Source organism: Spirosoma endbachense, from assembly GCF_010233585.1.
GTDB lineage: Bacteria > Bacteroidota > Bacteroidia > Cytophagales > Spirosomataceae > Spirosoma > Spirosoma endbachense.
Genome location: NZ_CP045997.1, coordinates 7338502 through 7351831, shown reverse-complemented (window position 1 = coordinate 7351831; position 13330 = coordinate 7338502). Strand labels below are relative to the sequence as shown.

The 13330-nt window shown below is 47.9% G+C and carries 13 protein-coding genes; 5 read left to right on the top strand and 8 right to left on the bottom strand.

Going from position 1 to position 13330, the window contains the following annotated elements:
• Positions 1-81 precede the first annotated feature (81 nt).
• Positions 82-1194, top strand: a complete 1113-nt coding sequence (locus tag GJR95_RS29930; RefSeq protein WP_162389352.1) for an NHL repeat-containing protein — start codon at positions 82-84, stop codon at positions 1192-1194.
• 59 nt (positions 1195-1253) lie between these two features.
• Here the strand turns inward: GJR95_RS29930 and GJR95_RS29925 are convergent, their stop codons facing one another.
• The 5 genes from GJR95_RS29925 to GJR95_RS29905 form a co-directional block, all read right to left on the bottom strand.
• On the bottom strand, positions 1254-1808 hold the full coding sequence (locus GJR95_RS29925; protein WP_162389351.1) for a hypothetical protein: 555 nt from the start codon (positions 1806-1808) through the stop codon (positions 1254-1256).
• Between the two features lie 85 nt (positions 1809-1893).
• Complete coding sequence (gene rimK / locus GJR95_RS29920; protein WP_162389350.1) at positions 1894-2802, bottom strand: 30S ribosomal protein S6--L-glutamate ligase; 909 nt, start codon at positions 2800-2802, stop codon at positions 1894-1896.
• A 63-nt stretch (positions 2803-2865) separates the two neighbouring features.
• Complete coding sequence (locus tag GJR95_RS29915) at positions 2866-3369, bottom strand: ATP-dependent zinc protease family protein (protein ID WP_232540900.1); 504 nt, start codon at positions 3367-3369, stop codon at positions 2866-2868.
• A gap of 79 nt (positions 3370-3448) precedes the next feature.
• Positions 3449-4591, bottom strand: a complete 1143-nt coding sequence (locus tag GJR95_RS29910; RefSeq protein WP_162389349.1) for a DNA polymerase III subunit — start codon at positions 4589-4591, stop codon at positions 3449-3451.
• Between the two features lie 65 nt (positions 4592-4656).
• Positions 4657-5883, bottom strand: a complete 1227-nt coding sequence (locus GJR95_RS29905; protein ID WP_162389348.1) for a putative sugar nucleotidyl transferase — start codon at positions 5881-5883, stop codon at positions 4657-4659.
• A 359-nt stretch (positions 5884-6242) separates the two neighbouring features.
• Between GJR95_RS29905 and GJR95_RS29900 the strand changes: the two genes are divergently transcribed.
• Together GJR95_RS29900 and GJR95_RS29895 are read left to right on the top strand one after the other, a co-directional pair.
• A complete protein-coding gene (locus GJR95_RS29900) occupies positions 6243-6950 on the top strand; it encodes a hypothetical protein (RefSeq protein ID WP_162389347.1) in 708 nt (235 codons plus the stop codon).
• A gap of 262 nt (positions 6951-7212) precedes the next feature.
• Entirely contained in the window at positions 7213-7719 is a 507-nt protein-coding gene (locus GJR95_RS29895) for a DUF6705 family protein (RefSeq protein ID WP_162389346.1), read from the top strand.
• A 443-nt stretch (positions 7720-8162) separates the two neighbouring features.
• Here GJR95_RS29895 and GJR95_RS29890 read toward each other — a convergent pair whose 3' ends face one another.
• On the bottom strand, positions 8163-8384 hold the full coding sequence (locus tag GJR95_RS29890) for a hypothetical protein (RefSeq protein ID WP_162389345.1): 222 nt from the start codon (positions 8382-8384) through the stop codon (positions 8163-8165).
• Between the two features lie 236 nt (positions 8385-8620).
• On the opposite strand from GJR95_RS29890, the gene GJR95_RS29885 reads away from it, so the two are divergent.
• On the top strand, positions 8621-9688 hold the full coding sequence (locus GJR95_RS29885) for a hypothetical protein (RefSeq protein ID WP_162391913.1): 1068 nt from the start codon (positions 8621-8623) through the stop codon (positions 9686-9688).
• A 112-nt stretch (positions 9689-9800) separates the two neighbouring features.
• Here GJR95_RS29885 and GJR95_RS29880 read toward each other — a convergent pair whose 3' ends face one another.
• Positions 9801-10565, bottom strand: a complete 765-nt coding sequence (locus tag GJR95_RS29880) for an SDR family NAD(P)-dependent oxidoreductase (RefSeq protein ID WP_162389344.1) — start codon at positions 10563-10565, stop codon at positions 9801-9803.
• A gap of 171 nt (positions 10566-10736) precedes the next feature.
• Between GJR95_RS29880 and GJR95_RS29875 the strand changes: the two genes are divergently transcribed.
• Positions 10737-12242, top strand: coding sequence for a vWA domain-containing protein (locus GJR95_RS29875; RefSeq protein ID WP_162389343.1), 1506 nt, complete (start codon positions 10737-10739; stop codon positions 12240-12242).
• A gap of 4 nt (positions 12243-12246) precedes the next feature.
• On the opposite strand, the gene GJR95_RS29870 is transcribed toward GJR95_RS29875, so the two are convergent.
• The gene (locus GJR95_RS29870; protein ID WP_162389342.1) at positions 12247-13158 is read right to left on the bottom strand and encodes a ChaN family lipoprotein; all 912 of its coding nucleotides are present in this window, start codon (positions 13156-13158) and stop codon (positions 12247-12249) included.
• Positions 13159-13330 lie beyond the last annotated feature (172 nt).

The window sequence follows — 13330 nt, the reverse complement described above, 5'->3', positions numbered from 1 at the left end:
CCTAAAATCGTTAGCACTAACTATAGTATGCCAGGTTTGGGGAGCTGAATTTTGTTGAGAAATCAACGATTGATTACTACAATGAAATTCGCTTCTATCTACATTTTTACGCTGGTGATAGGTCTGTTGCTGGCAGGTTGTTCAGGGAAAACAGATTCCCCTTCCCCTGGTACGACCACGCCACCCACCTCGACCACGATGACTATGCCCCCTTCGACCACAACCACAACACCGCCTACCGCCACCACTGGCACTATCGTTACGACCCTCGCAGGTAATGGCACAGAAGGTTATGTGGATGCAACCGGTTCAGCAGCCCGATTCAAAAACCCATCAGCACTCGTGTGCGATAAGGCCGATAATATCTACGTCGTTGATTTAAATAATGCACGCATTCGGCTTGTATCGCCAGCGGGCGTTGTAACAACACTGGCCGGTAACGGGAGCGTTGGTATAACCGATGGAGCCGGAGCCAGTGCGTCGTTCTATCTGGCGGGTGGAGGTTACGTATGCCGGGATGCATCGGGAAATATGTTGCTGTCGGAAAATAGTACGACTCGCGCATCCATTCGCCAGGTTACCCCGGCAGGTATAGTGAGTACGTTAACCAGCGTGTCAATCGGTGTGGGAAACCCGCTTGGGTTTTATGGAATTACTACCGCTTCGAACGGTGATCTTTACATTTCTGATGGCGGTGCAATTCGACTCTTCCGGAACGGTAACCTTACCATTTTTGCGGGTGGCACCCGAGGATATGCCAACGGAACATTGAGTGAGGCTCAATTTAGTAATCCTGATGCGCTCGCATTTGATACCGACGGCAATCTGTATGTAGGTGATGCGAATGACTGTATCCGGAAAATTACACCGGCAGGCGTGGTCAGCTTGCTGGCAGGCCAGCCAAAGGTGAACGGTAGTGGTGATGGAAAAGGGTCGGCCGCTACATTCAGTAGTATAAATAGCTTAGTGGTTGATAAACAGGGTAATATATATGTAGCCGACAGCTATCTGATTCGGAAGGTTACCCCTGATGGTACGGTCACGACAATTGCTGGCAGTAGTCCGGGCTACGTTGATGGCGCAGGTACAGCGGTCCGGTTTAATAACGCACGATCCATCGCAATAGATAGCAAAGGCATATTGTATGTAGCCGACCTGAGTAACCAGGCTATTCGGAAAATCGTTGTTCAGTAAACCTCATAGGGAAGCAACTACTCGATCGTTCAATAAAAGTAGAGACTAACTGATCGTGGCTAAACCGCCCACTCAGTAGGCAAACCTAACTGCCGGGCGTAATGGGCCGGAGCCGTAGAATGTACCCAACGAAGGAGTTTATTGATCTCGTCGGCAAATTCAATGTGGTAATCAGGATCAAGTTTACTGGCTTTTTTTAGCACCTGATCTGTACGCTTGGCTATGTAATCAGCGGCTTTATCCGTACGGGAGTTATATTTCTGAAGCAGATGAGCGTTGTGATCGTAAAACGTATTGAGCATATACAACATCAATTCCACCTCGCCGTACTTGTCTTTGGTAACCTTCAGATGCCGACTGATATACCCACTAATCGTCCGCATATCCATCATAACCCAACCCGCCGAATCCTGATTGAGATTGGCCGTTCGGCTGATAAACTGCCGGATCAGCTCACGACGTTCGTCGAGGGTGTCGCTGTGTTCGACCAGCTCAAACTGGAGTTTTTCGGTCAGAACCGCATCTTTGGCAATAAGTCGAAGGAGTAGCTTATCTTTCTCAACGCCCGGCATCCGGACAATCGCTTTCTTCAGGTCTGGGTCAAGAGCAGGCATATCGTAATACTAAGACGGAACAGATAAAGGGATTCGCAAAATTATCTATTCTACACTATTCATTCTACTTTCTTCATGAACCAAACTAAACCCCAACCATATCGCCTTCGTCGGCCCGGATTTTATCTTCAATGTAGGCGATGATCTGATCGGCCACGTTAATGCCGGTTGCGGTTTCGAAACCTTCTAATCCCGGCGACGAGTTAACTTCGAGTACAAGTGGCCCCCGGTCGGACGGTAACATATCGACTCCGGCTACTTTCAGACCAAGCGCGCGGGCTGCCTCTATCGCAGTCTGCTCTTCATCCGGCGTAAGTTTTACGGCCACGGCATTGCCTCCCCGATGGATATTTGATCGAAATTCCCCGTCAAGACCCTGCCGTCGCATGGCCCCCACAACCCGACCACCTATCACAAAGGCTCTGAGGTCAGATCCTTTCGCTTCAGCAACGAATTCCTGGACTAAAACATGCTTTTTTAATCCGTAGAAGGCTTCGATGGTCGATTTGGCGGCTTTGGTCGTTTCGGCCAGAACCACGCCGATTCCCTGTGTTCCTTCCAATAGTTTGATCACAACGGGCGGCCCGCCAACCAGTTCGATGAGCTGTGTAACGTTGCCGTTTTTGGGGTGATTGGCGAAGACCGTTTTGGGTAAACCGACCCCGGCTTTCGAGAGGATTTGTAAACTCCGGAGTTTATTGCGTGATCGGGTAATGGCCTGCGACTTGGCGGTAGTGAACACTTTCATCATCTCAAACTGCCGGACAATAGCGCAGCCGTAATCGGTAACGGAGGCTCCAATACGTGGCACGATGGCATCGAATGATTCCAGTTCACGGCCTTCGTAGAGTACAGATGGTTTGCCGCCTTCAATCATGACCTGGCAGTTCAGGTGGTTTACCACAACGCCTTCGTGACCACGCTGATTGGCGGCATCAAGGAGCCGTTGGGTAGAATATAAATTCGGATTGGCCGATAAAATGGCAATACGCATTGAGGTAGTGTTTAATAAAGAGTGGTAGAGTAACCGCCAGGCCGTTTTGCTGATAAATTAAGTTTACTGAGGGCTGATGACCGCTCTGGTGGCCTTCTGACGAGAGTTATTTTTGGCTGTATAAGACAGGTTTTTCTGCGAAACGTCGACGACGAAACGATTACGAAGTAGTTTTCGGCCTAAGAGAACCGGGTTTTTAAGTTGTTCGCGGTCGGCAAGTGTAAATTCGGCCCGGATAATGCGCCCAAACAAGACGATACGCGTCTTGATCACATATCGTTTTTCGGCTACTCCGAAGGAATTACGAATCATCCGCTGGCTGAACTCGTCACTATAAAACCGTCTTGTGCCCTCTCCGGTTTTATCAATTACGCCAAAACTTAATTTTATTTTTCCCTCCACCTTCACGAGCTGAACATCATTACAGTGCAGCGACGATGTATAAGCTCCCGTATCTACTTTCGCCTGTACATCGAAAAGCGCCAGATCCGGGAAATCGACCAGATCAGTCATACCGATAATCTGCTTAGGCTTAGCAACTCGGGCTTTTTTCGGGCGGACTTTCATGGATAATGAGTTACGGTTTCTGGACTTTCGGGTCAACGCTGATTCCTGAGTTATTTACCGAAAACCATAAACCGAAAGCTTATGACCTGATCAATCGGCTAAATGTGAGTGACATATCCAGCATAATCATTTTGGCTCTGGCGTTTCGTTCGAGGTGGTAAGTTGCTTCATTCAGATCGCTTACGATCTGTTCAATGTGTTTGATTGTCAGTATTTTGGCGAAATTTTTGACGAAGGCCATTTCTTCATCAGGCAGGCGAAGCAGGGCACCGGCTCCCTGTTGCCACAAAAATAAGTCCCGATAGAGTCGGATGCTGTACTCAAGTAAACCTTTTTGTTTTTCCTTGCTGAAACCGTCGAATTGGTCGGCTTGTTTAACCAGTGTGATTAAATCCTGCCGGTAGCAGGTCCGCATCCAATCGGCAAACCAGGTGTGCCGGTCTGAACCCGACCCCTGATCGGGTTCAGACCGGACCAGATTCAAGGCTACCGAAAGATTGCCATCGGCCAGATATGCCGTCCGGCGGGCGGTTGTTTCATCGAGATTCAGGTGCTGGCGCAGATAGGTTGCTACTTCTTCATCCGAAAAAGCCCGGACGGCAACACGCTGCGTTCGCGATAGAATCGTAATTAATAATTTGTCGGATTGATTCGTAACGAGCAGGAATAATGTCTGGGCTGGTGGCTCTTCCAATACTTTCAGCAGGGCATTGGCCGACGTAACGTTCATTAGTTCAGGAAGCCAGATCAACATGATCTTATAAGCACCTTCATACGCTTTGAGGGAGAGTTTCTGCAAAATGGCACGAGCCTCTTCGGCCGAAATATTGCCCTGCTTATTATCTGCCCCGACCGTTTCGAGCCATTCGGGTAGGGTTCGGTAAGGCTGGTCAAGCAAAAATTTTCGCCAATCGGCCAGATAGGCTTCCGACGTTTTTCCTTTGGCCAGATTCGCCACCGGAAAGACCATGTGCAGGTCGGGGTGCACGAGCTTCTGGATTTTTATGCAGGATGCGCATCGACCGCATGAATCCATACCTGGTTCACCCGACTGCTGCCTGTCTTCGCAATTGACATATTGAGCCAGCGCCAGTGCCAGTGCCAGGTTGGCGCTACCCATTGGCCCGTCGAACAGCAACGCATGGGCAAGGTGGTTTGTCTGAACGGCCCTCAGCAGTAACTGTTTGGTTTCGGTATGGCCTATGATTTCGGAGAATTGCATAATCTGTTGACCGCACAACATCACCCGTAGTGATATCCGGTGCGATCATTAAGCGAGTTGGATAGCTATAGGCTGTTTAGGATGCTGAGTGGAGTTATAGTGGGTGGCCCCATCCGTTCGATATTGAAGATTTCCCGTAAAATGTTCTCTTCCTGCTCGTCGAAGTCCAGGTCACGTCGCTTGAAGGCTTCGGTAGCTACATGAATAGCTTTTTCAAGACGGTAGGTCATAAAGCCATCGCTGGCTCCGCCCCACGAAAAGGATCGTATGTATTTAGGTTGAAAGCTGCTGCCAAAAACATTGACACTAACACCAACAACAGTACCGGTATTAAACATGGTACTGATGCCTGCTTTTGTAAAATCGCCCATCATCAGCCCGCAGAAAATACGTCCGGTATCTTCGAGCTGACCAGTGGCATAGGAGTAGAGTTTAACGTTACTGTAATCGTTTTTGAGGTTCGAATTATTGGTATTAGCTCCTAGATTGCACCACTCGCCAACGACCGAATTGCCCAGAAAACCATCGTGACCTTTGTTGCTGTAGCCAAAGAAGACAGAATTGCCGACCTCTCCGCCAACTTTGCAAAATGGCCCGATTGTCGTGTTGCTCCGCATTTTTCCGCCCCAGTTTACGGTAGAGCTTTCGCCGAGCGAAAATGGGCCGATCACAACGGAACCTTCGCTGATGGTTGCGTTACGGCCAATGTAAATGGGGCCTCCTTCTGCGTTCAGGACCGAGGCCCGGATGGTGGCACCCTCTTCCACAAAGATATTTTCGGGGGCATAGCACCGCGTAAACGGGTCCGTAATCGGAGCAGATTGCCGCCCGGCTGTCAAGCGGGCAAAGTCCGCTCGGATTTGATCGCCGTTATGGACAAAAATATCCCACAGATTTCTGATAATAGTCAGCGGCTCAGCAAACGCCTTGAACTCATAGGGGTCGTTGAGCGTGGGGGAGGTCGATAACGGTTTATCTGTCCTTACGGCCAGTACCAGCCCATCGGGTGTATGAAGGCAACTGCCGACTGGCAATGCCGAAATGGATGTCTGCAAAGCGGCCGTTGGGCAGACCGCGCCATTCACATACCAATTGTCTGCATCAGCCTTTTGTGGAAACTTTACCGCCAGATAAGACTCGGTCAAATACGACGGTATCTGACCCAATGCATCGGCCCATTTCTCGGCAAGCGTCTGTATTCCAATCCGAATACCAGCCACGGGACGGGTAAAGGTAAAGGGCAGCAGCGCTGGCCGAATGGTCAGATCGTCAAATAAAACTAGATTGGACATGCGAAAAGCAATTGTAGACGCAAATATTCAACCTTAATTTGAAAAAAAAGAACGTATTAACAGTTACGTTTTAATTACTTTAACTAACCTCTATAAGCTGGAAAGGCCGTTTTTGACCTTTAGCAAGCGAAACAGTAAGCAAAACACTAAAAAAAATTAAGCGTCGTACTCTGCCAGCAATCCGCTTGCTTCAAACTTTCCCAGTTTCTCAATCAGTGCTTGATTTGATTGAGGGGTTATTTCGGGCATATTGACTACCCGATTCCGTCATCGCCAGATCAGTCGATTCCACTGGTGATTGATCACCGCCGGGCGGCCCCGCTTATTTTTCTTTTCATCAGCCTATTAACGTCTGTTTGATGAACTATGTGCAGTGGCCACCGTGGCGCGGTCAATTGGCAACGGAATCAGGTGGTCTGAGGCAGCGAAATCTCCACTGGGGTTCGTTAACTACTTATGGTACAACGACAACAGGTCTCAATGGGAACTGTTCATATCCAGACTACGGACATGGGTCCACGGATGAGTATTACTGTACAAGTTGGGAATTAGTAGATACTGACTCTTATCAACAGTGTTATGATACCGGTGGCACCCCTAGTCCAGGTGAAGGGACTGGACCAGCCCCCCAAACACAACCATCCAACCCCTGTCAGGATTCGGAAAGCCTGAGTAAAAACGATGACTTCAAGGCCAAAATGGCTGATCTAAAGGGTAAAGTAACACAAAACTACGAATCAGCCTATACGGTCACTGGCACTACTTATCAAGCCTTCCAGGGGGAGCCAAACACAGCAGGCGTCGCTTTAAATATTACCGCTCCTATAAACGGATTAATACATTCGCACTATACCGGATTATTATCAATCTTTTCTCCCGATGATATGTATGCTATAGTGGGAATCTATAAGGAAAACAAAATGGTAGATCCCAAAACATTTTCGTTAGGTGTAGTCACTGCCTCGGGTACCCAATATTTGCTGTATATTGATGACCTGGACAAGTTCAAGAAGTTTGCCGATTACATAACCAATACAGGATCTTTTGACCTTTACTCTATCGCATAAGAAAACCTCTTCAACATCAAGCCTGCTAATGACAAGGATACAAATGAGAAGAATTTTCTGCAATATTTGAAGGCAACCGATTGTGGCCTACGTCTCCATAAAGGCAACGATGACTTTAGCAACTGGAATCCCATCAAAGTGGATGATCAGGGTAATATTGTAAGCAATCCCTGCAATTAGTCTAATCACCATTTTCTGTATTTGCACATAGGAGATTAGACAATACACCTATTAACGCGATAACTCATAATCACTTACTCCAATGAAAAAAATAGTCGGCTTCCTTTATTTTTTAGTTATGATCAATTCGGTTTCCAACGCACAAGAGCTTCCCCGTTCAGGAAGTAATCTCACGAATAATAACCTGGACAAATTCGTAGGAACTTGGATGTGGACAAACGGAAAAGACACGGTAACGATGTTATTAAAAAAGGAGAATATCTTATTTCCAGGTAACATCCGAACTGATGCCATAGTCGGCTTTCATCTGTATAAGAAAGATAAAAAAGCAGTGAGCAGTTCGTTGGAATTTAAGAATACAAACTATTCTGACAAGCGTTCAACCATTTTGGCAACAGGTACTCCTAGTAATCTGAACACGATCAACGGAATATTTAACGATTTGAAAAAAGACAAATCAGTAAACATTCACTTGACGGTAAATCAAAACGTTCTTCAGGCTAATTTTTCTAATCGGGAGGGTATTCGTACCAAAAAACAAGGTGATGGCTTTTCGTTACCCGAAGCAATAAATTTCACTCGCCAATAACTGGCTTAAATTCTCTATTTTCTCTTGGCGATGATAAGACGTATTATAATGTAAATCCAATTACTGGGGAGTAACCAGCATTTGCACAAATGCTGGTTACTCCCCTTCTTTCCTTTCTAAAGTGGCTTCTTTTAGTAACTGGGCAAGGAATTACCCTAAGAGAGGTTAACGTTAAATTGTGTCAATTATCAAATATTTACAAAAACGAAGGTTATTGGCAAGAGTAATGCTGGCCAGCCTGTAACTTTAGTTTACCGTCGCTTTCGCGCATATACCACCTTTGTTTTAAAAGGTGGTATATGCGCGAAAGCGAACTCAGTTTTTCCCCTCCACACGATCGGTTCACGCTGAGATTCCATTGCTTGTTCGTCCTGCATAGCGCGGCATACCACTAAATCTATCCCCGTTTACTATCGGCTTACACAATTTTACGAGTTGCCAAATTAAAGACGATGGGCAATGTCAGCGGGCATGGTTCGCACGTCGAACGAAAGTGTGAAACCCTGAATGCAGATCCGGCTAACCTGGAGCTGAACCAGCGAATAGCCGACACGAATGATCCGGCCACTGACGAAAAGTGCGCTTCGATGAGATGAAGATTGAACCGCGCAAAGCGCGGTGGTGGCCATCGACATATTCATCACCGCCAGCCCTGAACACGTCAAAAACAACTACCCGGATGGCCCAATACGTTTGCTTTTGCCTTTCATACGGGACTAAATTTAGCCCGTTATCCAATTTAACGGGTGATTCTAAAAAGGGGCGCACTATAGAAATAGGTCGCCTTCTTTACAAATTAATTCACGCATCAATAACAATATATAATTTTATCATTCTGACGTAGTGGCACTTTAATTCTCGGAATGGAAAAGTTAGAACAAAACGTATGTTTACGAAGAACATGGCAACGTTGACTACGGATTATCTTATAGAGAAGATTGCTGATTTGCAGGACGAAACCGGTTTGTTCCCTTCATTTCGCAGTAATCCGGCCATTTTTTATCGACGTTCCGATACCAATATCTTTTTTACGGCCATTACGGTTTTTACAGTACAGTCGTTGCGTTCGGCTGTTTCGCCCCATACGCAGCATCTGATCCGCCAGATTTCGGAACAGGCGCGGACTGCCTTCCCCATTTTTCAGAACAAAGATGGGCTGGATACTTATAATTTCTGGCCAACGCGGCCATCCCGACACTTTCCCAATGGTTATCTGTTTCGTCATTTCGAGCATTTTCGCATTCCCGACGATATTGACGATACGGCCATGGTCTACCTGACCCAGATCGCTGAACCGCCCTCCACCGATACATTGAACTGGCTTAAAGCGAAACTAGCCCGGCATGCCAACGGGAGCCAACGGCATCAAATCAAAAATACCTATCCCGAGTACCGAAATCTGCGTGCGTACTCCACCTGGTTCGGGAAAAATATGGGTGTCGATTTTGATGCCTGTGCCTTAAGCAATGTCCTGTTCTGCATCTACCAGTATAACTTGCCCCGCAATCAGCACGATGCCGATTCGCTGGTTTATCTGCGCTCAGTAGTCGAGTCAGGCCGGTATGTGGCCGAGCCATTTCGGTGCGCTCCGCATTATGCCCGCACCTCCCTGATTATTTACCATCTGGCCCGATTGATGGCGGCTTTTACGATACCTGAACTGGAATCCGTTCGTTCGCGGCTTATTGCCGATGCGCATCGGGAGTTGAGCAAAACCGGCAATCGTCTTGAACAAATTATACTGGCAACGTCGCTCAGGCGATTAGGGGAGGTGTTGCCTACCATCGATACGAACCATATTGAACGGGACTTCGACACCTTCAATTTCTTCATTGCCGGTTTGCTTACCGCTTACGAACAGCCCTGGTTGCGCCGGTTCGCTGATCGGCCGCTTATGCAAATGCGCTGGCAGTGCGAGGCTCACTGCTGGGCGCTCGTCGCAGAATACGTTGATTTGGTGGATAATTAGATCCGTAACTTTCGCGCAGAGGTGTCGTTCAGAAGCGTGCCACGGTTTCTAATGCTGCTCCTAATAACCGTGGCACGCTTCTGAACGACACCTCTGCGCGAAGCTCTAATCCTCACAAACTCATTCCTCCATCCACGAAAATTGTTTGCCCCGTCACATAACGTCCGGCATCGGAACAGAGAAGGACAGCCATTCCGGCAATATCTTCTGGCTGACCGTCGTAGCCAACCGGAACGCTCATGCGCTGGCTAATGCGATCAGGTATAGGCGGGGTCGGTTCATCGGTGCGTGGCGTGTCGATAATACCAGGGGAGAGATTATTGATTGTAACGCCCTGATCGGCTACCTGAATGGCCAGATTGCGAACCGTATTCGCCACCGCAGCTTTCGTACCGGCATAAACAACCATAGCGGGGTGCGGCTTCAGTTCCTGAACACTACCCAGTGTAAGAATTCGTCCCCAGCCGCGCTCAGTCATGCCGGGCAAAAACTTTTGCATGATAAATAATGTCGATTTCCAGTTGGCCATCACCTGCTCCTCGAATTCCTGAGGGGTGGTTTCGGCCCATTGTTTGGGTTTCTGAACGGATGCATTCAATACCAAAATATCGATAGAGCCGAACTGCTTCGTGGCTTGGTCAAATAAATCGTCGGCTGCGTTATCGCTTGCCAGATCGACACCTATTGCGCTGGTTTTTACGCCAAATTTAGCAATAGCTTCCGATACGCTCTTGGCTTCATCGGCATCGCTGCGGTAATGAACCAGCACATTGGCGCCAAATTCAGCAAGACCTAGTGCAATTCCCTGACCTATACCCTGGCTTGATCCTGTCACGAGCGCATTCTTCCCTGATAAGTTGAGTAAGTTTTTTAGCATGTTCTGTTGGGGTTTCTGGTGCGAAGAAGAAAACGCCACCAATTAATGTAACTGCAATTGGTGGCAAAAGGCCTGAAAACTTTATTCAATGAAATGCACCTACGCTGGTTCCAACCATTGAGTAAACAAAGGAATCACTAGCCTGAATTCCAGACCAAATTCCTGATAATCATGAAAAAACTAACCTGGTTCCTAAGTGCTTTGCTCGTGCTGGCAGGCTGTCAAACCGCTGACGAGAAAAACGGCCCGTATCCCTACGCGACACAGTACGCCAATTCGTCAGACTTTATTTCCGGAAGTGAACCCATACGTACAGAGCAATACAACACAATTGTTGAAAATCCTTTTGTCGATGTAGCCAAAGAGGCTACGTCTACCTTTTCGATAGATGCCGATGGAGCCTCCTATGCTAACGTTCGTCGATTTCTATCGACGAATACCAGGCCTGTAGCTGATGCGATTCGGACCGAAGAACTGATCAATTATTTTCCGCTCAACTACGCCGATCCAACGGACGGTCGCCCGATTACGGTTGATGGCGAAGTAAGCAGTTGCCCATGGGATGCAGCCCATAAACTGATTCGGATTGGCGTAAAAGGCCAATCGATTGCCAAAGAAAACCTGCTCCCTTCTAACATCGTTTTGCTGGTCGATGTGTCTGGCTCGATGGGTGATGCCAATAAATTACCCCTGCTGAAAGAAGCATTGCCCACGTTTGTCGATAACCTTCGGGCTCAGGATAAAGTAGCAATCGTTACCTACGCCGGACAGGCCGGTGTAGCACTTGACGCAACCAGTGGTTCGGAGAAAAGTAAGCTGAAAGCGGCCATTAGCCAATTGGGCGCCGGAGGGAGTACGGCCGGGGCACAGGGCATTATTACGGCCTATGAAATTGCCGAAAAAAACTTTGTTGACGGCGGAAATAACCGGGTTATCCTGATGACCGACGGTGACTTCAACGTAGGCCCCAGCAGTCAGAAAGAGCTGGTCGACCTAATTGTCAGCAAACGTGACAAAGGTATTTTTCTGACGGTGGTGGGCGTTGGTGTTGGCAATCTTAACGATGGCATGATGGAGCAGGTTGCCAACAAAGGAAATGGTAACTACGAATACATCGATAATCTAAAACAGGCGAAGAAGGTATTCGTGGACGAGTTCAGTAAGTTTTACACGGTCGCCAAGGATGTAAAAATTCAATTGACATTCAACACCAGCCAGGTAAAGTCGTATCGTCTGATCGGCTATGAAAACCGCCTGCTGAAAAAAGAAGATTTTACCGACGATCGGGAAGATGCCGGAGAAGTGAATGCCGGGCAGACCATTACGGCTCTCTACGAAATTGTACCGGCTTTGCCAGAGATTTCTCCGGGTCAGGCCAGCCTGCGTTCTGCACCAACGTTCACCATTAATTTTCGCTACAAACGCCCTACGGCAGCTAGTAGTGAGGCTCTTGACTTACAAATTTTCGATTCCAGTGTCGACTTTGGTATGGCGAGTGAAAACATGCGATTTGCTGCTTCTGTGGCATCCTATGGCCTGTTGTTGCGTAACTCAGCTTATAAAGGAACTGCCACCTATAGCAATGTTCGCAATTGGGCATCGGCCGCCATGCGCTATGATCCCTACGGGTACCGACAGGAGTTCATTCAATTGATTGATAAGGCTAAATCGCTCTGATCGGTCAGTAGGTCTTCGTCATATCGGCCGGAATCGCCAGAATGAAGTTGGCCAGGTTTGGGCTTTCTACTTTAGGTTTATCAGGATCGGCCATTTCAACGGATGAGAGCGTTACGACCTTGATATCAGGCCGTTGCTGGCGTAAATACCAAACGATACCTTCAAAATTCTTGGAATGGTAATCGCCGTTAAAGTGCAGGAGGGTCTGACCGGGTTTCAGATTCTGTAAAATAAAATAAGCCATCGTGGCATCTTTGATGGCCTGAGCGCGGGCAAAATTGGCCGCCGGACTGCGTTCCGCCTGTTCGGGGTTCGCTTTATGTGCGTCGGTTTTGGTCTCAGTACCCCCATGAGTCCCCATCATATCGAGCATGGCCTTATAACCCGGCAGAGTGAGGTCAACGGTGAGGGGTAATGGGGCCATCTGGCGTTTGGCCTCTGCAGATAGGGTATCCAGTGCGCTTAAGCCTTTCCGGGCAACCAGCGTCGCATATTTACGAGGTACATTCGTGGCGACGAACGGAATCTTCTGTTCTCGGGCGAAACTGGCAATGGGCATGTAATCGGTATCGAAATTGGGCCAGAGCCGGGCTTGAGCAGCTAGTTCTTTGCTGGTAGTATGGCCTGTTACGTAGTCGGTAAGTGCCGTTTGATTGTCGGCCTCAAACATTTCTGCGCCCAGAATAAGGGTGCCTTTTTTAGCTACCTGTAAATCTTTGGTTAGCTGAAGCTCCAGCCAGTGACAGATTGGGTTATTGTGCAATTCGCCAAACAAAACAACGTCGGCACCGGTGGCCTGACGCAATAATTTAGCGTATGTTTGCGATTTCAGCTCAGGACTGTAAAGTCGATAGGCAGGTTTGTCGGGCCGGAAAGCAAATGCAATCAGGCAAAGGAGAAGCAGGGCGATACGCATAGGCAGGATTTGCGAATTTTATAAGCTCAATGTCGGAGAAAACGAATATATTAACTGCTCAATTCTGCTTAGGTCTTTGGCTGTAAAGCGTGCCACGGTTACTGATGCTGCTCCTGATAACCGTGGCACGCTTTACAGCCAAAGACCTACAGTAAATAACCTATAAACCTAA

Bases quoted from the DNA above. Each gene is read 5' to 3' on its own strand.
- GJR95_RS29930 (WP_162389352.1), top strand. From the start codon at position 82: ATGAAATTCGCTTCTATCTACATTTTTACGCTGGTGATAGGTCTGTTG.
- GJR95_RS29925 (WP_162389351.1), bottom strand. From the start codon at position 1,808: ATGCCTGCTCTTGACCCAGACCTGAAGAAAGCGATTGTCCGGATGCCG.
- rimK (WP_162389350.1), bottom strand. From the start codon at position 2,802: ATGCGTATTGCCATTTTATCGGCCAATCCGAATTTATATTCTACCCAA.
- GJR95_RS29915 (WP_232540900.1), bottom strand. From the start codon at position 3,369: ATGAAAGTCCGCCCGAAAAAAGCCCGAGTTGCTAAGCCTAAGCAGATT.
- GJR95_RS29910 (WP_162389349.1), bottom strand. From the start codon at position 4,591: ATGCAATTCTCCGAAATCATAGGCCATACCGAAACCAAACAGTTACTG.
- GJR95_RS29905 (WP_162389348.1), bottom strand. From the start codon at position 5,883: ATGTCCAATCTAGTTTTATTTGACGATCTGACCATTCGGCCAGCGCTG.
- GJR95_RS29900 (WP_162389347.1), top strand. From the start codon at position 6,243: ATGAACTATGTGCAGTGGCCACCGTGGCGCGGTCAATTGGCAACGGAA.
- GJR95_RS29895 (WP_162389346.1), top strand. From the start codon at position 7,213: ATGAAAAAAATAGTCGGCTTCCTTTATTTTTTAGTTATGATCAATTCG.
- GJR95_RS29885 (WP_162391913.1), top strand. From the start codon at position 8,621: ATGGCAACGTTGACTACGGATTATCTTATAGAGAAGATTGCTGATTTG.
- GJR95_RS29880 (WP_162389344.1), bottom strand. From the start codon at position 10,565: ATGCTAAAAAACTTACTCAACTTATCAGGGAAGAATGCGCTCGTGACA.
- GJR95_RS29875 (WP_162389343.1), top strand. From the start codon at position 10,737: ATGAAAAAACTAACCTGGTTCCTAAGTGCTTTGCTCGTGCTGGCAGGC.
- GJR95_RS29870 (WP_162389342.1), bottom strand. From the start codon at position 13,158: ATGCGTATCGCCCTGCTTCTCCTTTGCCTGATTGCATTTGCTTTCCGG.